Below are 17,900 nucleotides of genomic sequence, written 5' to 3'. Positions count from 1 at the left end.
GCCGTCGTCCACCGGGCCTCTCAGCGGACCTGCGCGGGTTGACCTGTGCGACTACCGCGTTCGGCCAGCGCGCGGTAGGTCGCATTCCACAGCCACTCCACCGGACCGCGCTCGAAACGGCGCAGCCAGGCGTGCGCGAAGACCAGCATGACCGCCGCCACGATCAGGTAGACGGCGAGAGTGAACGGGACGCGGGAATCGGGGGAGACCAGCTGGGTCAGGCCCAGGCCCCAGCCGTAGCAGAGGAATCCGGCGATCAGGTTCTGCAGGATGTAGCAGCTCAATGCCATGCGGCCGACCTCGGCGAAGCGGCGGCCGACGAATCCCGGTGCGGTACGGCGGGTATAGACCTGCGCCACCAGGCCGAGGATGCCGAGGGCCACGAACGGCGCCAGGCCGTAGCGGGTGAGCAGGATCAGATCGCCGCCGAGCATGCCGATGGCCAGGTCCAGCGGTGCGGCGATCGCGAAGCCGATGATCATGAGCCGCTTGCGGATTCGCGCACCCTCGGGCTCGAAGACTCCGGCGCGGAACAGGCGTGCGCCCAGCAGGAACAGGGCGATCGACATCGGGAAGATGAAGATCGGCTCCAGGCGGAACGCCAGGGCGTGCTCGACGCGGAAGACCACCAGCTCCCAGAATGAGCCGTCCGTATAGGGATTCGGGTCCGGGGGCTGCGGGGTGCTCGAATCGCCCTGTGCGGCAGCGAGAGTGATGCCGACCACGATCACGGTGAGCATGGCCGTATGGATCGCGGCGGTGATGTACAGCCAGCGGCGCTGCGCACGCTCGCTCGTGGCGAGGACGAACGCCACCACCAGCCCGGTCACCGCGTACCCCATGAGCACATCGAATTCGGCGACGAACAGGAAGTTGAACAGACCGTCCAGGAACAGCAGTCCGGCTCGTATCGGATACCGGCCCGGCCATGCCCGCCCGCCGCGCGTCGCCGAACCCCGCTGAATCGCCAGCCCGATTCCGAACATGATGGTGAGCAGGCCCAGGAATTTGCCCTGCGCCAGTTGCTGCAGGAACCGCTCGGTCCAGACCCATATCCCGCTCGGCTCGTCCAGCCGCGCGACATAACCGACCAGTCCGGCCGAGTTGGTGAAGATCCAGATATTGGTGCCCAGCGTGCCCAGAATCGCGATGCCGCGCAGCACATCCAGCGCGGGCAATCGGGTCGAACCGGTGCGCGCCGCCACCGCTCGCGATTGTGCCGGAGTGGGATTTGGCTCTGCCATAACGGGATTCGACTCGAATCCGGTGATCGCCAGGGGTATCGACTGCGCGGGTGTGACCGGTTCGACCATACCTGTCATTCTGCGATCCGGGCAGGTCAGCGCGGATCGCCCGGGAGAACGACCCGGGGTACGACTCACGAATGACCCGACCCGGGAATCGGCCCGCACCCGGTCGCGCCCGATCCGCCGTCGCGTCGCCTAGGCTCGACCGTATGCAGCGCATCATCGGAATCGAGGTCGAGTACGGCATTTCGACGCCTTCGGAGCCGTCGGCCAACCCGATTCTCACGTCGACCCAGGCGGTCCTCGCCTATGCCGCAGCCGAAGGCGTGCCGCGCGCCAAACGCACCCGCTGGGATTACGAGGTGGAGTCACCGCTGCGCGATGCGCGCGGCTTCGACCTCGGTCGGCTCAACGGCCCGGCACCCGTCATCGACGCCGACGAGGTCGGCGCGGCGAATATGATCCTCACCAACGGCGCGCGGCTCTACGTCGACCACGCGCACCCGGAGTACTCCGCCCCGGAGGTCACCGACCCCCTCGATGCGGTCATCTGGGACAAAGCCGGTGAGCGCGTCATGGAAGCCGCCGCCCGCTTCGCCTCCAGCGTGCCCGGTGCGCCGCGTATGCAGCTGTACAAGAACAACACCGACGGCAAGGGCGCCTCCTACGGCACACATGAGAACTACCTCATGAGCCGCGATACGCCGTTCAACCAGATCATCGTGGGTTTGACGCCGTTCTTCGTCTCACGCCAGGTGATCTGCGGATCCGGTCGCGTGGGCATCGGCCAGAACGGCGATACGCCCGGTTTCCAGCTGTCCCAGCGCGCGGATTACATCGAGGTCGAGGTCGGCCTGGAGACCACACTCAAGCGCGGCATCATCAACACCCGTGACGAACCGCACGCCGATGCCGACAAGTATCGCCGCCTGCACGTCATCATCGGCGACGCCAACCTGTCCGAGTGGGCCACCTACCTCAAGGTCGGCACCAGCGCCCTGGTGCTCGACATGATCGAAGCGGGCGAGGACCTCTCGGATCTGCAACTGGCCCGCCCGGTCACCGCCGTGCACACCATCAGCCACGACCCGACCCTGCGCGCCACCGTCGCCCTCGCCGACGGCCGCGAACTGACCGGCCTTGCGCTGCAACGCATCTACCTCGATCGGGTGGAGAAGTTCGTCTACCGCCAGGGCATCGACGACGCCCGTATCCAGGATCTGCTCACCAAATGGGCGCACGTGCTCGATCTGCTCGAGCGCGACCCCATGGAGACCGCGGACCTGCTGGACTGGACCGCCAAACTCCGTCTGCTGGAAGGTATGCGCACCCGCGAGGGCCTCAACTGGGCCGCCCCGAAGCTGCACCTGGTCGACCTCCAATACTCGGACGTGCGCCTCGACAAGGGTCTCTACAACCGCCTGGTGGCGCGCGGTTCCATGCAGCGCCTGGTCACCGAACAGCAGATCCTCGACGCAATGACCAACCCGCCCACCGACACTCGCGCCTACTTCCGCGGTGAGTGCCTGCGCCGCTTCGGCGCCGATATCGCCGCCGCCAGCTGGGACTCGGTCATCTTCGACCTCGGCGGCGACTCCCTGGTCCGCATCCCCACCCTCGAACCCCGCCGCGGCACCAAAGCCCACGTGGGCAAGTTGCTGGACGGTGTCGCCACCGCCGCCGAACTGGTCCAGCAACTCACCCACTGAAGCGTTTTCGACGCGCCCGGCGCAGGCTTCCGGAAGATCGCGAAGCGACGTCAATGCGGTTAATCCGGCGCGTTGTCGCCGGGGCTGGGTAGTGTTGACCGTACGGGCATCGGATTTTCTCCGGTGCTCGCCGATGATCACAGAGGAGGTCGGCTGCTATGGCACAAGAGCAGACCAAGCGCGCCGGTGGTGGCGACGAGGACGAGGGGCCCGTCGGGGACGGTGCTGCAGGGCAGGAGCGCCGGGAGAAACTGGCTGAGGAGACCGACGACCTGCTCGACGAGATCGACGATGTTCTCGAGGAGAATGCCGAGGACTTCGTGCGTGCGTACGTTCAGAAGGGCGGCCAGTGACCCAAGGCGACCCACTGCGTCTCCAGATGGGGAACGCCCTCTCGTCCTTCTCCGAATACCTGCGATTGCACGCTCCGGAACTGTTGCCCGGCAACAACTTCCGCGGTGACGGTTATCCCCAAGGGGGCGCGCCGGCCGATATCGCACCGCACGGCACCACCATCGTCGCGGTCAGTTACCGCGGCGGTGTGCTGATCGCGGGTGACCGCCGGGCCACCCAGGGCAACCTGCTGGCCAGCCGTGACATCGAGAAGGTGTATATCACCGACACCTTCTCGGCGGCCGGTATCGCGGGTACCGCGGGTATGGCCATCGAGATGATCCGGCTGTTCGCGGTGGAGCTCGAGTACTACGAGAAGATCGAGGGCGTCCCCCTCACCTTCGACGGTAAAGCCAACAAACTCTCGAAGATGGTGCGCGACAACCTCCCCGCGGCCCTGCAGGGTCTCGCGGTGGTGCCGCTGCTGGTGGGTTTCGACCCGGACCAGCAGGACCCGGACAAGTCCGGTCGCATCATCTCCTATGACGTGGTCGGCGGCCGCAGCGAGGAGCGATTCGGTTACACCGCGGTCGGTTCCGGTTCGCTGTTCGCCAAATCGTCGCTGAAGAAGACATACAAGCGCGGCATCGATCAGGACAAGGCGCTCGGCATCGCCGTCGAGTCCCTGTTCGACGCCGCGGACGACGACACCGCCACCGGCGGCCCCGATACCCTGCGGGGCATCTATCCGACGGCGATCGTCATCGATTCCGAAGGCTCCGTTGAGGTGTCGGAGGGTCGACTGGCCGAGATCACTCGCGAGATCCTGGCCGAGCGCGTGGACGAAGAGGGGAGTGCCCGAGCATGACGCTGCCGTATTACGCGTCCGCCGAACAGATCATGCGCGATAAGACCGAACTCGCGCGCAAGGGCATCGCACGCGGGCGAAGCGTCATCGTGCTGGTGTACGACAAAGGTGTGGTGTTCGTGGCCGAGAACCCCTCGGCCACACTGCACAAGGTGAGCGAGTTGTACGACCGCGTCGGCTTCGCCGCGGTCGGCAAGTACAACGAGTTCGAAAGCCTGCGCCGCGGTGGCATTCTGCAGGCCGATCTGCGTGGTTACCAGTTCGACCGGCGCGATGTCACCGGTCGGTTCCTGGCCAACCTGTACGCGCAGAGCCTGGGCACCATCTTCACCGACCAGCTCAAACCGTTCGAGGTGGAGATCTGTGTGGCCGAGGTCGGCTACCCGGACGCCGAGCCGAGTTCGGTGCTGTACCGCATCAACTTCGACGGATCGATCGTCGACGAGCGCGAGTTCGTGGTCATGGGCGGCAATACCGAGCCCATCGTCACCGCACTCAAGGCCTCCTATCAGCCCGGTCTGGATCTGCACGGCGCGGTCACCGTCGCCATGCAGGCGTTCGCCAAGGCCGCGCCCGAGGGGGCGGACAAGGACAAGAAGACCGCGGGGTCGGCCTCGCTCGAGGTCGCCACCCTCGAACAGTCCCGGCCGCGACGGGCTTTCCGCCGCATCACCGGGTCCGCGCTACAGCAACTGATCACCGGCAAGGCGCAGAGCGCCGCGGCGGCGGCCGAGGCCGATAAGCCCTCGTCCGGAGATCCGTCCCAGGCATAAAAATTCACACAATTCCCGGCCGATTCATTCTGGACGGTCGGGGATTTGTGCTGTTTCCGGCAATTTCGAGTCGGGCCACGGACTTTCGAGTTCGTGGCCCGAAATCGTTTGTCGCGCATCCGCGTTCAACCGTAAATCCCCAGGTTCGCGGCCCGTCCCGCTTCTGGACTGACGTAGCGGGGGAGCGAAGCGGAGGAGTGGAGGAGGGAAGAAGCGGGACTTCCGGGGCCGCGAACAGCCGAGCGGAGCGAGGCAGTGCAACACAGCATCCCGTGCTAAATCGTTGTGAATACGTTTGCATCGGGTCTGCCACACCGCCCTTATCGGGCACTACATCGCTGTAATGTCGATAGGGTGCAGCGACGAATCATGGGGATCGAAACCGAATTCGGGGTGACGTGCACCTTTCACGGTCACCGTCGGTTGAGTCCTGACGAGGTGGCCCGGTATCTCTTCCGCCGGGTGGTTTCCTGGGGCCGTAGTTCCAACGTGTTCCTCCGTAATGGCGCCCGGCTCTACCTCGATGTCGGTTCCCATCCGGAGTACGCGACGGCCGAGTGCGACAGCCTGGTGCAGCTGGTCACTCATGACCGCGCCGGTGAACGGGTCCTGGAGGATCTGCTCATCGACGCCGAGCAGCGTCTCGCCGAAGAAGGTATCGGCGGCGACATCTACCTGTTCAAGAACAACACCGACTCCGCGGGCAACTCCTACGGCTGCCATGAGAACTTCCTCGTGGTGCGCGCCGGTGAGTTCTCCCGTATCTCGGATGTCCTGCTGCCGTTCCTGGTGACCCGCCAGTTGATCTGCGGCGCCGGCAAAGTGCTGCAGACCCCGAAGGCCGCCACCTTCTGTCTGTCGCAGCGCGCCGAGCACATCTGGGAGGGCGTCTCCTCGGCGACCACGCGGTCGCGGCCGATCATCAATACCCGTGATGAGCCGCACGCCGATGCCGAGAAGTACCGCCGCCTGCATGTGATCGTCGGCGACTCCAATATGGCCGAGCCGTCCACCATGCTCAAGGTGGGTACCGCCTCGCTGGTCCTGGAGATGATCGAGGCGGGCGTCGCCTTCCGAGACTTCGCCCTGGACAACCCGATTCGGGCCATCCGCGAGGTGTCGCACGATCTCACCGGTAAGCGTCCGGTGCGGTTGGCGGGCGGTCGTCAGGCCAGCGCCCTGGAGATCCAGCGCGAGTACTACGCCCGCGCCGTCGAACACCTGCGCAATCGCGATCGCGATCCGCAGGTCGACGCGGTGGTGGATCTGTGGGGTCGCACTCTCGACGCGGTCGAGGCGCAGGATTTCGCCAAGGTGGATACCGAGATCGACTGGGTCATCAAGCGAAAGCTGTTCCAGCGCTATCAGGATCGCTACAGCATGGAGCTGTCCGATCCCAAGATCGCCCAGCTGGATCTGGCCTATCACGACATCAAGCGCGGCCGCGGCGTCTTCGATCTGCTGCAGCGCAAGGGTTTGGCCAAGCGCATCACCGAGGACGAGGCGGTCGACGCCGCGGTCACCACGCCGCCGCAGACCACCCGTGCCAAGCTGCGCGGCGATTTCATCACCGCCGCGCAGGAGGCCGGTCGTGATTTCACGGTCGACTGGGTGCACCTGAAGTTGAACGATCAGGCCCAGCGCACGGTCCTCTGCAAAGATCCGTTCCGCTCGGTCGACGAGCGCGTGGATCGACTGATCGCCTCGATGTAGACCCGCGGTAAAGGGACGGGCCGTAGACCTTCGTGGTCCGCGGCCCGTTTCGCCGTGGTCCCCGGGACTCGCAAGGCCGGGTCGTTCCACACGGCGTGGGCGGGCACACTACTCTCTAACGGGTGGCGATATCCAAGGTCGAGCGGTTGATGAATCTGGTTATCGCGCTGCTGTCCACCCGCCAATTCCTGACCGCCGAGCGGATTCGGGACTCGGTGGCGGGTTACGAGGAGTCGGCGAGCGACGAGGCTTTCAGCCGAATGTTCGAACGCGACAAGAACGAGCTGCGCGATCTGGGCATTCCGCTCGAAATCGGGCCCATCAGCCGGTACTCCGGCGCCGAGGGCTACCGCATCAATCGGGATGCCTATGAGCTACCCGATATCGATCTGACCAGTGCGGAAAGCGCCGCTGTCGCGGTGGCCGTACAGCTGTGGGAGTCACCCGAACTGGCCGCCGCGGCCGAGGGTGGACTGCTCAAGCTCCGTGCGGCGGGCATTCATGTGGAGCCCGATGCCGGTGTGGCCTCGGTCCCTGCCGTTCCGGCCCGCACCCGTGGTTCGGAACCGGTGCTCGGAAAGCTGTTGGCCGCCATCGACGCGGGCCGCTCGGTGAAGTTCATGCATCGGCAATCGCACGGCGACCCGATCGAACGCGATGTGCAGCCGTGGGGTGTGGTCACCCATCACGGCCGCTGGTATCTCGTCGGCTACGACAATGTGCGCAATGCGCAACGCACCTTCCGCGTCTCGCGGATCGGTGAGGCGGTCACCGAATACGGTCCCGCCAATACGGTGCACAAGCCCGAAGACGTGGACCTGCGCGCCCTCGTCGCCGAGGTCACCGGCCAGGCCCCGATCGCGGGTTCGGCCACGGTGTGGGTGGCAGACGGCCGCGGTCAGGAGATCCGCCGCCTCGGCGCGACCATGGAGGAGCGTGAGCTCGGCGGTCGCAACGGCTCGATTGTGGAGGTGCCCATTCGTTCTCGTGACTGGCTGGCCCGGCTCATCACCGGTCTCGGCGCGGATGCCCTGGTGCTCGCCCCGGAGGAGCTGCGTGAGAACGTGATCGCCCGGCTCAAGTCGGTGCTGGAACGGACGGAGGTCTCCGCATGAGCGACGAATCGGGCAATGCCCGCAAAATTGCATCGACCGCCAATGACGGCGCCCGCGCCTCCGCCGGAGCCCGCGACCGCCGGGCCAATGCCGCTGCCAGCAGCCGACTTTCGGTGCGCCTGTCGCGTCTGCTGAACATGGTCCCGTACTTCCAGGCCAACCCGGGCATCAGCGCCGCCGAGGCCGCGGGGGAGCTCGGCGTCACCACCAAACAGCTGATGAGCGATTTGAATCAGCTGTGGATGTGCGGACTCCCGGGTTACGGTCCGGGTGATCTCATCGATCTGTCGTTCTCCGAGGAGAGCATCGAGGTCACCTTCTCCGCCGGTATCGACCGGCCGCTGCGCCTGACCTCGCTGGAGGCGACCGCACTGCTGGTGGCGCTGCGCTCGATCGCGGATCTGCCCGGCATGGTCGATCCCAGCGCCGCGCACTCGGCCATCGCGAAGATCGAATCCGCCATCTCCGGGCGGGAATTCGAGGCGCTGCCCGCGCCCGCCGAGGCCCCGTCGGTGGCCACGGTCCGCTCCGCGCTCGCCAACGCTCACGCCCTGCGCATGGTCTACTACTCGGCCAGCCGTGATGTGGTCTCTGAACGAACCGTCGACCCGCTTCGTATTGTCTTGGTGGACAACAACAGCTATCTGCAGGCCTGGTGCCGGGAGGCCGAGGGTGTCCGCCTGTTCCGCCTCGACCGCATCGAGGAGGCCACCGAACTCGACGAACCGGCCCGTCCGCCCGCCGATGCCACCCTCGACGAGACCTCGGCGCTGGACCTTTTCGTCGACGATCCCGCGGTTCCGCTGGCGCGCCTGCTTATTCACGCCGACTACTCCTGGGTCCTGGACCAGTACCCCATGCACCGGGTCGCCGTACATCCGGACGGCAATGTCGAGGCCACCATGCGCTTCGCCACGCTGGACTGGATGGCCCGCCTGCTGCTCGGCTTCGGTTCGGGCGTCACCGTGCTGGGCCCGCCCGAGCTGGTGACGGCGGTGCGCGAGCGCTCCGGCACCGCGCTGGTCGCGTATTCGGCCCTGACTCAGGACGATTCGACCGAACTCCACTTGACGGGGTTCGAGGAGGTCGGTCCCGCTTGACCGTCCCGAAAACCGCCTCCCCGCGTGTGATGGTGCTGGGCGCGGGCAGTATCGGCAGCTATGTCGGCGGCAAGCTCGCCGCCGCGGGCGCGGATGTCACCTTCGTCGGTCGCCCACGCCTGCTCGACGAGATCGCGGCCGATGGGATCCGGCTCACGGATCTGGACGGTGCCGACCAGCGCGTGGATTCGAAGCTGTTCCGCACCGCCACCGATCCGGCCGCGGCCGCGGACGCCGATCTGGTGCTCATCACGGTGAAGTCCGCCGCCACCGAGTCGGCTGCCCGCGAGCTCTCCGGCCTGGTCAAGCCCGGCACCGTGGTGATCAGCCTGCAGAACGGCATCGGCAATGACGCGGTCATCCGCGATGTGCTGCCCGGCTGCGTGGTGCTGGCGGGCATGGTCATGTTCAATGTCGTGCACCGCGAGAACGGCCGCTTCCATCGCGGTACCACGGGCGGGGTGGCCCTCGCCGATGATCCGGCGCTGAACCGTTTCGCGCCGGTGCTGCGGAAATCGGGCCTCGGGGTGAAGCGCCATGCCGACCTGCTGCCCGTGCAGTGGGCCAAACTCCTGCTGAATCTGAACAATCCCATCAACGCGCTGTCCGGACGTCCCCTGCGGGAGGAGCTGGGCACCCGGGATTACCGCCGCTGTCTGGCCCTGACCCAGCGCGAAGCCCTCGCGGCCATGACCCGCGCGCGGATTCGCCCGGCCCGGCTCACCCCGCTGCCGCCCGAGGCCATGGCGCGCCTGCTGACCGTCCCGGACGGGGTCTTCCGCCGGGTTGCCGGGCGCGTGCTCGCCATCGATCCCATGGCGCGCTCGTCCATGGCCGATGACCTGGCGGCGGGTCGCAAAACCGAAATCGCTTGGCTCTGTGGTGAAATCGTGAACCTCGGAGCCATGGTCGGATTGCCCACGCCGGTCAACGCGCGCCTTGTCGAGTTGATAACGGCCGCGGAGAACGGTGACCGTCGCACCTGGTCCGGGCCGGAGTTGCTGGCCGAACTGGCCGCGGTGGCGCACTCGGACTCTTGACGAAAAAGCCGGGCATATGCATGTCCGGTAGCATCTGAAACACCACAGTCTTTGGAGGTTGGAATTATGGGCAGCATCAGCCCGTGGCACTTGCTGATCGTCGCACTGGTCTTCCTGCTGTTCTTCGGTTCGAAGCGGATGCCCGACGCGGCCCGCAGCCTGGGCCGCTCCATGCGGATCTTCAAGAGCGAAGTCAGCCAGATGCAGAACGAGGCCAGCAAGCCGGCCGAGACCGCCCCCGAGGCGGTCGCACCGCAGCAGCTCCCCGCCGCACAGCCGGTTGTGCAGCAGCCTGCCGCCGCGCAGCCCGTGAACGTCGAGAAGCCCCAGGTCTGACCGCACCCGATTACCGGGGTTGAGTAGACGCTCACCCCCGGTCAAGCGTTGTCCAGGTCCGGGGCGTTCACTCGCAGCGAGGCAGTCACACACACATGCGCATTCCGTTCGATCCGCGCCGCAGTAAGCGCCGGACCAATCCCGAGGGCACCATGTCCCTCGTCGAGCATCTGGCCGAGCTCCGCTATCGGCTGCTCGTCGCGCTGGCGGCCATCTCGGTCACCACGCTGCTCGGGTTCTTCTGGTACTCGCATTCGTTCCTGGGTATCGAGAGCCTCGGCGATGTCCTGACCGGACCGTACTGTGAACTGCCCGCCTCCTCGCGCGCGAATCTGAGCCCGGACGGTGCGTGCCGATTGCTGGCGACCGCGCCGTTCGAACAGTTCATGCTGCGCCTGCAGGTGGGTGCCACCGCGGGTGTGGTGATGGCCAGCCCGATCTGGCTGTATCAGCTGTGGGCCTTCGTCACGCCGGGCTTGTACGCCAAGGAGCGCAAGTACGCGATCTCCTTCGTCACCGCGGGTGCGAGCCTGTTCGTCGCGGGCGCGGTGCTGGCGTACTGGATCGTCGCGCACGCGCTGAGCTTTCTGCTCACCATCGGTAACAACACCCAGATCACGGCGCTGAGCGGTTCGCTGTACTTCGGGTTCATCATCAAACTGCTGATCATCTTCGGCGTCAGCTTCGAAACACCGTTGCTGATCGTGGGATTGAACTTCCTGGGTGTGCTCACCTACGAGCGGCTCACCAAGTGGCGGCGCGGGCTGATCTTCGGCCTGTTCGTCTTCGCCGCCATCGTGACACCGCAGGACCCGTTCTCCATGCTGGCGCTGGCACTCGCGTTGACCGTGCTGTTCGAGATCGCGGTGCAGATCGCGCGCATCAACGACCGGCGCAAGGCGCGCAATGCCGAGAACTGGGACAACCTCGCCGATGACGAGGCCTCACCGCTCTCCGACAGCGGCGAAGGCATCGGCCATGCCACCCCCGTCGAGACCCCCGAACCGGTTGCCTCGGCCGCGCCGGAGAAAACAACGCGAAGCGTGTCGGATTACTCCGATACCCTCTGACGGTGACATCAAGGTCGCTTACTGGCGAACTGGCGGCATTCGCCGAAGAGCTGAAATTCGAGCTGGACCCCTTCCAGCGCACGTCGTGTGAGGCGTTGCAGGGCGGGCACAGTGTGCTCGTCTGCGCGCCCACCGGTGCGGGTAAGACGGTGGTCGGCGAGTTCGCGGTCCATCTGGCCCTGGCCTCGGGCGGCAAATGCTTCTACACGACACCCATCAAGGCGCTGTCGAATCAGAAGTTCGCCGACCTCACCGCGCGCTACGGCCGGGAATCGGTGGGTCTGCTCACCGGTGACCAGTCCATCAATCCGCACGCACCCGTCGTGGTCATGACCACCGAGGTGCTGCGCAATATGTTGTACGCGAGCTCCGATGCGCTGCAAGGACTCTCGTATGTGGTGATGGACGAGGTGCACTACCTGGCCGACCGGTTCCGCGGTGCGGTGTGGGAAGAGGTCATCCTGCACCTGTCGCCCGAGGTGCGGTTGGCGTGTCTGTCCGCCACGGTCAGCAACGCCGAGGAGTTCGGCGCGTGGATGGAGACCGTGCGCGGCGATACCGCCGTCATCGTGGACGAGACCCGGCCGGTGCCGCTGTGGCAGCACGTCATGGTCGGGCGGCGCATGTTCGACCTCTTCGACACCAAGTCCAGTGATCAGAAGGTGCTGGTCGACGAGGATCTGGTGCGCTTCATCAAACAGCGCGAAGCCGCCGACCGGATGGACAATTTCGGTATGCCCGGCGGGCGCGGGCGCGGTGGGCCGCGCCGATTCTTCCGGCCGGTGCCGCGGCCCGAGGTGATCGCCAAACTCGATGACGAGGGTTTGCTCCCGGCCATCACCTTCATCTTCAGCCGCGCGGGATGCGATGGGGCGCTTGCCCAGTGCGTGCGCTCGCGGCTCGATCTGGCGCGTGCGGAGGATCGCGCGGAGGTCGACGCGATCATCGAGAAGCACACCGGTGATCTGCCGCGTGGCGATCTCGAGGTGCTCGGTTACTGGGAGTGGCGCGAGGGGCTGCATCGTGGCTTCGCGGCGCATCACGCGGGTATGCTGCCCGCCTTCCGGCACACCGTCGAAGAGCTGTTCGTGCGCGGTCTGGTGCGGGCCGTATTCGCCACGGAGACACTGGCTCTGGGTATCAATATGCCCGCGCGCACCGTGGTGCTCGAACGGCTGGTGAAGTTCAATGGCGAGACGCACGCGGAGTTGACGCCGGGGGAGTACACCCAGCTCACCGGGCGTGCGGGGCGGCGCGGCATCGATGTCGAGGGCCATGCGGTGGTCATGTGGCATCCGGATGTGGACACCAGCGCGGTGGCCGGATTGGCCTCCACGCGTACCTATCCGCTCAAGAGTTCGTTCCGGCCCGGGTACAACATGTCCATCAATCTGGTGGATCGGATGGGCGCGGAGAATTCGCGGACCCTGCTGGAGCGGTCCTTCGCACAGTTCCAGGCGGACCGGTCGGTCGTGGGGTTGGTGCGCGGTATCGACAAGAGTGAATCGCAGATGCGCAAACTGCGCTCACAGCTCGGCGATGACGATTTCCTCGAGTACATCCAATTGCGCGAACGTATTCGGTCCCGCGAGCGCCAGATCGAGAGTCAGGGCCGCACCGATCGGCGCTCGGCCGCGGTGTCGGCGCTGGCCGCGCTGCGCCGCGGTGATGTGGTGGCGATTCCCGCCGGGCGTCGCCAGGGGCTGGCGGTGGTTCTGGAACCCGATGCCACACCGGGTGATCCGCGCCCGCTGGTGCTCACCGAGGACAAATGGGCCGGTCGGATCTCGGCGGCCGATTTCCCCACCCCCGCGCAATCATTGGGCCACCTGCGCCTGCCCCGGCATGTGGATCATCGCACCGCGCGGGTGCGCCGCGATCTGGCCTCGGCGCTGCGCGGCACCGGCATCGTGGTGCCCGGTCGGGGACGCACCGGTAAGAAGTCCCGGGCCGCGGACGATCACGAATTGCAGTCGCTGCGGCGCGCGCTGCGGAACCATCCGGCGCATGCCCGCCCGGATCGGGAACAGTTGGCGCGCATAGGCGAACGCTACAACCGCATCGCGCGCGAGGCCGAGTCCATGCGCCAGCAAGTGGCGGCCACCACGAATTCGCTCGCACGTACCTTCGACCGGATTCTGGCGCTGCTCGCCGAGCGCGGATACGTCCAGGACGGTGAGGTCACCGCCGATGGTCGTCGCCTGGCCCGCATCTACGCCGAGGCCGATCTGGTGGTCGCCGAATGCTTGCGGCAGGGTCTGTGGCGTGGCCTCGGACCGGCCGAATTGGCCGCGGTGGTGTCGATCCTGGTCTTCGAATCACGCCAGGAGGGTGGATATCTCGGTGCTTCGGGGCCGACCGCGCCGATTCGCCGGGCGGTGGACTCGACCATCGCGGTGTGGTCGCAGCTGCGCGCGGACGAGGCCAAACATCGGCTCTCGCCCACCCGTGAACCCGATCTGGGTTTCGTCACCGGTATGCACTCCTGGGCGCGCGGTGATGATCTCGCCGACGCCCTGCTCGCCAGTGGGGATCGCGGAAATCCGCTCTCGGCGGGCGATTTCGTGCGCTGGTGCCGTCAGGTCATCGACATGCTGGACCAGATCCACAACACCGCCGACGATGTGGAGGTCGCGGCCACGGCGGCCAAGGCGGTCAAGGCTATTCGGCGGGGTGTCGTCGCGGTGGACGCCGCGTAGCGAATCGGTCTGTGCTTTGATTCTTGGAGACGTACCGACCGCGGTGGGCTCACGAGCGTGTTCCCGCTCGGGGGGCTAGCGTGTGTACATCGGATTGCGAGTGGAGGCAAGCAAATGAGCGGCCCGTACGGACCGAACGACGCCCCAGGCACTGGGGAGGGACGCAACGATCCGACGCAGCAGTGGGGCGGCGGTCAGCCGCAGCCCGGTAGCGCCGGACCGAACTGGGGTGGCCAGCAGCCGGCGCAGCCGACCGCGAATTGGGGTGACCAGCAGCAGCCGTGGGCGCAGAGTCAGCCGCAGCAGCCGCAGCCCGGTCAGCAGTGGGGGCAGAGTCAGCCGCAGTGGCCGCAGCAGGGTCAGCCCGCCACCGGCGGGCAGGAGTGGGGTCAGCAGCCGCAGCCCGGTCAGCAGTGGGCGGGGAGTCAGCCGCAGTGGCCGCAGCAGGGTCAGCCGGGTCAGCCCGGCTGGGATCAGCAGCAGCCCGGCGGTCAGCAGTGGCCGCAGCCGCAGACGCCGAAAAAGAAGACCGGTCTGATCATCGGCATTGTCGCCGCCGTCGTGGTGGTGCTGGGCGCGATCGTCGCCGGTGTCGTGGTGCTGACCGCCAAGGACCAGCTGGACAACAAGGCCGTGGCCACCGGTGTGCAGAAGGTGCTCAAGGATTCCTACGGCATCGAGGATGTCCAGGATGTGAACTGCCCGTCCGGCCAGAAGGTCGAGGTGGACAAGACCTTCGACTGCACGCTGAAGGTGGGCGGTGAGGCCAAGAAGGTCACCATCAAGGTCACCAAGGATGACGGCACCTACGAGGTCGGTCGTCCCAGCTGAGCGGCTGAAAAGTTGATCTTCTGAAACATTGTGCGAGCCCGGGGCGATCAAGTACTCGTCCCGGGCTTCGTCATCTCCGGGGTGATGCCGTGAGTTTGCCGGAGTACAGTGGCCCGAAGATCTTGAAGCAGATAGGAGTTGGGGGGTGCCGATGAATATGACTGTGCGAAAAGCTGGTTGGAGCGTCACCGCCGCCGCCGCGGTGGCCGCGGCCTTCGCCCCCGCGGTCGTGGTGCACGCCGCGGGACCCGATCCGGTCGTCTACGACTGCACCCGAACCGCCGACCAGGCCGTGCAACGCCCGTCGAATATCCTGCTGGCCTGTGGCGACGGCGGTCTCTGGGTCAAGGACATCACCTGGACCAGTTGGGGTCCGAATACCGCCGAGGGCGACGGCACCCAATCACGCCGGGTCTGTTTACCCAATTGCGCCGCCGGTGGGGTGCGCACCGCGCCGACGCACATCACCCTCCGCGATATCGAGGGCAATCGATTCCGGCAGGCCCTGATCTCCGACCTGAATGGTCAGCCGGAGACCTGGCCGCTCTGATCAGCGCTTGGCCATGGCGGTGAGCAGTCGCTTGACCGGGCTCTCGGCGTTGTAGGCCACGGCCAGCTCCGCGAGCCGGTCCGAATCCTCGGGTTCGCGCGGCAGTGCGTCGGGCCGCGAGAATTCGACCGTGGCATCTTGCACGACCCGTACCACGGGACCGGCGACCTTCAAATAGTCTTCCGCGGCAATGAGTTTGGCGCGTACGCCCTTGGCCAGATCCGCGGCCGGATCGGTGGCGGCGGCCCGCAATGCGTCCAGGGATCCGAATTTGGTGATGAGCTGGGCCGCGGATTTGTCGCCGATGCCCGCCACCCCGGGCAGACCGTCGGAGGCGTCACCGCGCAGGGCCGCCATATCGGCATAGGCGGGGCCCGCGTTCTCCAGTGGCACACCGTATTTCGCGGATACCTCGGCCGGGCCCCAGAGTTCGGCCTTGGCCAGGCCACGGCCGACGTAGAACACCCGCACGGGCGGGGTGGGAGTGTCGCGTACCAATTGCAGCAGGTCGCGGTCGCCGCTGACCACGATCACCTCGCTGTCGAGTTCGCGAGTGGCGAGGGTGCCGATGACATCGTCGGCTTCGAGCCCTTCCGCGCCCGCCGTGGCGATACCCGCGGCCTCCAGGACCTCCATGATCATGTCCACCTGCGGGGTCAGCGTATCGGGAACCTCTTCCGCCACAGCGTTTATGGCATCGGCGGGCTGCTCCTCGGCAACCCGGTGCGCCTTGTACGACGGGATCAGATCCACCCGGAACTTGGGCCGCCAATCCAGGTCCAGGCACACCACCAGACGGCTCGGGGAGTGCTGCTTGGTGAGCGCCGCGACCATATCGGTGAACCCGCGCACCGCGTTGACCGGCCTGCCGTCCGGTGTGGTGATCTTCTCGGGAATCGCGTAGAAGGCGCGGAACCAGAGGCTGGCGCCGTCGAGCAGCAGCAGGGGGCCGGTGGCGGGTTCGCTCATGCGCCAGACGCTACCGCGCCCGGGTGACATGGTGCCGCGACATCCACGGCGTGCCTCGCCGGAGCGACTGTCCAACCGCGGTCGCGGCGTTCGGGCGCGCGAATCAATTCGGCTGTGGTTCACCACCCGCAGCCAACCGTCACGCGCGCTGGCGGCTATGACCGGGGGCACGGTGCCACCGCCCTGGAAAGCGAGCCGCGGGATCGGATGGACCGCAGGTGCCCGGCGCCGGCGCGATCGAGGTGGGCAGCGGGCGCGGTGCCTCGGATCACTGCGTGCCGAAATCCATGCCGCTCCTTGGTGATCCGGTGTTCCAGGGCAGGCCGTGCGAACACGTTGGGGTGATCGGTTCGGGGTGGCGGGGTGCGGCGGGTAACGTCGAGGGCTATGAGCTCTCATGACGAGTCACGGTTCACAGCGGACGTCTACGGGGCGCGATTGGAGCGGGCGGCCGAGTTGACCCGGGCCGCCCATCTGGACGCGCTGCTCATCACCCCCGGACCGGATCTGCAGTATTTGATCGGTTCCCGGGCGCAGTCGTTCGAGCGGCTGACCTGCCTGGTGGTCCCGGCGTCCGGTGCGACGCCGTCGGTGGTGATCCCGAAGATGGAACTCGCGTCGCTCGGCGCGTCCGCGGTCGCGGAGCTGGGTTTGCAGGTGGTGGATTGGGTCGACGGCGTCGATCCGTACACCCTGGTGAAGTCGATTCTCAATGCCGGCGCCCGCACCGCGGTCGATGACGCCATGCCCGCGCTGCATCTGCTGCCCATTGCCGAACGGTTCGGCACACTGCCGGTATCGGCCACACCGGTGCTGCGCGAATTGCGAATGTCCAAGGACCCCAGCGAGATCGACGCGCTGCGGCGCGCGGGTGCGGCCATCGACCGGGTGCACGCCCGCATGGGTGAGTTCCTGCGCGTCGGGCGCACCGAGGCCGAGGTATCCGCCGATATCACCGCCGCCATCATCGCCGAGGGCCATACGAGCGCCGCGTTCGTGATCGTGGGCAGTGGCCCGCACGGCGCGGACCCGCATCACCACGACTCGGACCGGGTGATCGAGGACGGCGATGTGGTGGTCATCGATATCGGTGGTCCGGTGGAACCCGGCTACTTCTCCGACTCGACCCGCACCTATGTGATGGGTGAGCCGTCCGAGGAGGTGGCCGAGCGGGTCGCGGTGCTCGAGCGCGCGCAGGCCGCATCGGTCGCCGCGGTGCGCCCGGGGGTCACCGCGCAGTCCGTCGACGCCGCCGCGCGCGAGGTGCTCGTCGCGGCCGGGCTGGGTGACTACTTCGTACACCGCACCGGGCACGGCATCGGTCTGTCGGTGCACGAGGAGCCCTACATCGTCGCGGGCAATGACCTGGTGCTCGGGGAGGGGATGGCGTTCAGCATCGAGCCCGGCATCTATTTCGTCGGCGAGTGGGGTGCGCGCATCGAGGACATCGTGGTGGTGACCGCGGACGGCTGCGAGTCGATGAACAAGCGGCCGCACGGGCTCACGCAGCTGTAAAGGGCTGTACGTCAAGATATTTCGACGGGCTC

At 66.7% G+C, this 17,900-nt stretch carries 16 protein-coding genes; 14 read left to right on the top strand and 2 right to left on the bottom strand.

Annotated features, from left to right (window positions below; translation table 11 throughout):
* Positions 1-20: 20 nt before the first annotated feature.
* On the bottom strand, positions 21-1,244 hold the full coding sequence (locus OHB26_RS32490; protein ID WP_442943053.1) for a DUF418 domain-containing protein: 1,224 nt from the start codon (positions 1,242-1,244) through the stop codon (positions 21-23).
* Between the two features lie 212 nt (positions 1,245-1,456).
* Between OHB26_RS32490 and dop the strand changes: the two genes are divergently transcribed.
* The 13 genes from dop to OHB26_RS32425 all read left to right on the top strand — a co-directional run bounded on the left by dop (position 1,457) and on the right by OHB26_RS32425 (position 15,384).
* Positions 1,457-2,956, top strand: coding sequence for a depupylase/deamidase Dop (gene dop / locus OHB26_RS32485; protein ID WP_330181069.1), 1,500 nt, complete (start codon positions 1,457-1,459; stop codon positions 2,954-2,956).
* A 158-nt stretch (positions 2,957-3,114) separates the two neighbouring features.
* Positions 3,115-3,309, top strand: coding sequence for a ubiquitin-like protein Pup (locus tag OHB26_RS32480; protein WP_067536347.1), 195 nt, complete (start codon positions 3,115-3,117; stop codon positions 3,307-3,309).
* Between the two features lie 26 nt (positions 3,310-3,335).
* On the top strand, positions 3,336-4,157 hold the full coding sequence (gene prcB / locus OHB26_RS32475; protein WP_330181068.1) for a proteasome subunit beta: 822 nt from the start codon (positions 3,336-3,338) through the stop codon (positions 4,155-4,157).
* A complete protein-coding gene (gene prcA, locus OHB26_RS32470; protein ID WP_330181067.1) occupies positions 4,154-4,930 on the top strand; it encodes a proteasome subunit alpha in 777 nt (258 codons plus the stop codon). Before prcB ends, prcA begins: the two co-directional genes overlap by 4 nt.
* A 354-nt stretch (positions 4,931-5,284) precedes the next feature.
* Complete coding sequence (pafA, locus tag OHB26_RS32465) at positions 5,285-6,643, top strand: Pup--protein ligase (RefSeq protein ID WP_218021430.1); 1,359 nt, start codon at positions 5,285-5,287, stop codon at positions 6,641-6,643.
* Positions 6,644-6,765: 122 nt separating this feature from the next.
* Positions 6,766-7,758 carry a helix-turn-helix transcriptional regulator gene (locus OHB26_RS32460; RefSeq protein ID WP_330181066.1) on the top strand — a complete coding sequence of 331 codons (993 nt, stop codon included), beginning with the start codon at positions 6,766-6,768 and terminating at the stop codon, positions 7,756-7,758.
* Positions 7,755-8,858, top strand: coding sequence for a helix-turn-helix transcriptional regulator (locus OHB26_RS32455; protein ID WP_330181065.1), 1,104 nt, complete (start codon positions 7,755-7,757; stop codon positions 8,856-8,858). Before OHB26_RS32460 ends, OHB26_RS32455 begins: the two co-directional genes overlap by 4 nt.
* A gap of 29 nt (positions 8,859-8,887) precedes the next feature.
* On the top strand, positions 8,888-9,898 hold the full coding sequence (locus tag OHB26_RS32450; protein WP_330185848.1) for a 2-dehydropantoate 2-reductase: 1,011 nt from the start codon (positions 8,888-8,890) through the stop codon (positions 9,896-9,898).
* Positions 9,899-9,964: 66 nt separating this feature from the next.
* Positions 9,965-10,234 carry a Sec-independent protein translocase subunit TatA gene (tatA, locus tag OHB26_RS32445; protein ID WP_330181064.1) on the top strand — a complete coding sequence of 90 codons (270 nt, stop codon included), beginning with the start codon at positions 9,965-9,967 and terminating at the stop codon, positions 10,232-10,234.
* 95 nt (positions 10,235-10,329) lie between these two features.
* Complete coding sequence (gene tatC / locus OHB26_RS32440; RefSeq protein WP_330181063.1) at positions 10,330-11,304, top strand: twin-arginine translocase subunit TatC; 975 nt, start codon at positions 10,330-10,332, stop codon at positions 11,302-11,304.
* Positions 11,305-11,306: 2 nt separating this feature from the next.
* Complete coding sequence (locus OHB26_RS32435) at positions 11,307-14,003, top strand: DEAD/DEAH box helicase (RefSeq protein WP_330181062.1); 2,697 nt, start codon at positions 11,307-11,309, stop codon at positions 14,001-14,003.
* A gap of 114 nt (positions 14,004-14,117) precedes the next feature.
* Positions 14,118-14,834, top strand: coding sequence for a DUF4333 domain-containing protein (locus OHB26_RS32430; RefSeq protein ID WP_330181061.1), 717 nt, complete (start codon positions 14,118-14,120; stop codon positions 14,832-14,834).
* Between the two features lie 157 nt (positions 14,835-14,991).
* The gene (locus tag OHB26_RS32425) at positions 14,992-15,384 is read left to right on the top strand and encodes a hypothetical protein (RefSeq protein WP_330181060.1); all 393 of its coding nucleotides are present in this window, start codon (positions 14,992-14,994) and stop codon (positions 15,382-15,384) included.
* Here OHB26_RS32425 and OHB26_RS32420 read toward each other — a convergent pair whose 3' ends face one another.
* Positions 15,385-16,353, bottom strand: coding sequence for a 5'-3' exonuclease (locus OHB26_RS32420; protein WP_330181059.1), 969 nt, complete (start codon positions 16,351-16,353; stop codon positions 15,385-15,387).
* A gap of 387 nt (positions 16,354-16,740) precedes the next feature.
* Between OHB26_RS32420 and OHB26_RS32415 the strand changes: the two genes are divergently transcribed.
* Complete coding sequence (locus tag OHB26_RS32415; protein WP_330181058.1) at positions 16,741-17,868, top strand: M24 family metallopeptidase; 1,128 nt, start codon at positions 16,741-16,743, stop codon at positions 17,866-17,868.
* The last annotated feature ends 32 nt before the right edge of the window (positions 17,869-17,900 follow it).

The sequence above is a fragment of the Nocardia sp. NBC_01503 genome (assembly GCF_036327755.1).
In the GTDB taxonomy this organism is placed as follows: domain Bacteria; phylum Actinomycetota; class Actinomycetes; order Mycobacteriales; family Mycobacteriaceae; genus Nocardia.
This window is presented reverse-complemented; position numbering and strand designations above follow the sequence as displayed.

Excerpts from the sequence above, each read along its gene's own strand:
- OHB26_RS32480 (WP_067536347.1), top strand. The coding sequence starts at position 3,115 with ATGGCACAAGAGCAGACCAAGCGCGCCGGTGGTGGCGACGAGGACGAG.
- prcB (WP_330181068.1), top strand. The coding sequence starts at position 3,336 with ATGGGGAACGCCCTCTCGTCCTTCTCCGAATACCTGCGATTGCACGCT.
- OHB26_RS32430 (WP_330181061.1), top strand. The coding sequence starts at position 14,118 with ATGAGCGGCCCGTACGGACCGAACGACGCCCCAGGCACTGGGGAGGGA.
- OHB26_RS32450 (WP_330185848.1), top strand. The coding sequence starts at position 8,888 with ATGGTGCTGGGCGCGGGCAGTATCGGCAGCTATGTCGGCGGCAAGCTC.
- OHB26_RS32415 (WP_330181058.1), top strand. The coding sequence starts at position 16,741 with ATGAGCTCTCATGACGAGTCACGGTTCACAGCGGACGTCTACGGGGCG.
- tatA (WP_330181064.1), top strand. The coding sequence starts at position 9,965 with ATGGGCAGCATCAGCCCGTGGCACTTGCTGATCGTCGCACTGGTCTTC.
- OHB26_RS32455 (WP_330181065.1), top strand. The coding sequence starts at position 7,755 with ATGAGCGACGAATCGGGCAATGCCCGCAAAATTGCATCGACCGCCAAT.
- OHB26_RS32490 (WP_442943053.1), bottom strand. The coding sequence starts at position 1,244 with ATGGCAGAGCCAAATCCCACTCCGGCACAATCGCGAGCGGTGGCGGCG.
- OHB26_RS32425 (WP_330181060.1), top strand. The coding sequence starts at position 14,992 with ATGACTGTGCGAAAAGCTGGTTGGAGCGTCACCGCCGCCGCCGCGGTG.
- prcA (WP_330181067.1), top strand. The coding sequence starts at position 4,154 with ATGACGCTGCCGTATTACGCGTCCGCCGAACAGATCATGCGCGATAAG.
- tatC (WP_330181063.1), top strand. The coding sequence starts at position 10,330 with ATGCGCATTCCGTTCGATCCGCGCCGCAGTAAGCGCCGGACCAATCCC.
- dop (WP_330181069.1), top strand. The coding sequence starts at position 1,457 with ATGCAGCGCATCATCGGAATCGAGGTCGAGTACGGCATTTCGACGCCT.
- OHB26_RS32420 (WP_330181059.1), bottom strand. The coding sequence starts at position 16,353 with ATGAGCGAACCCGCCACCGGCCCCCTGCTGCTGCTCGACGGCGCCAGC.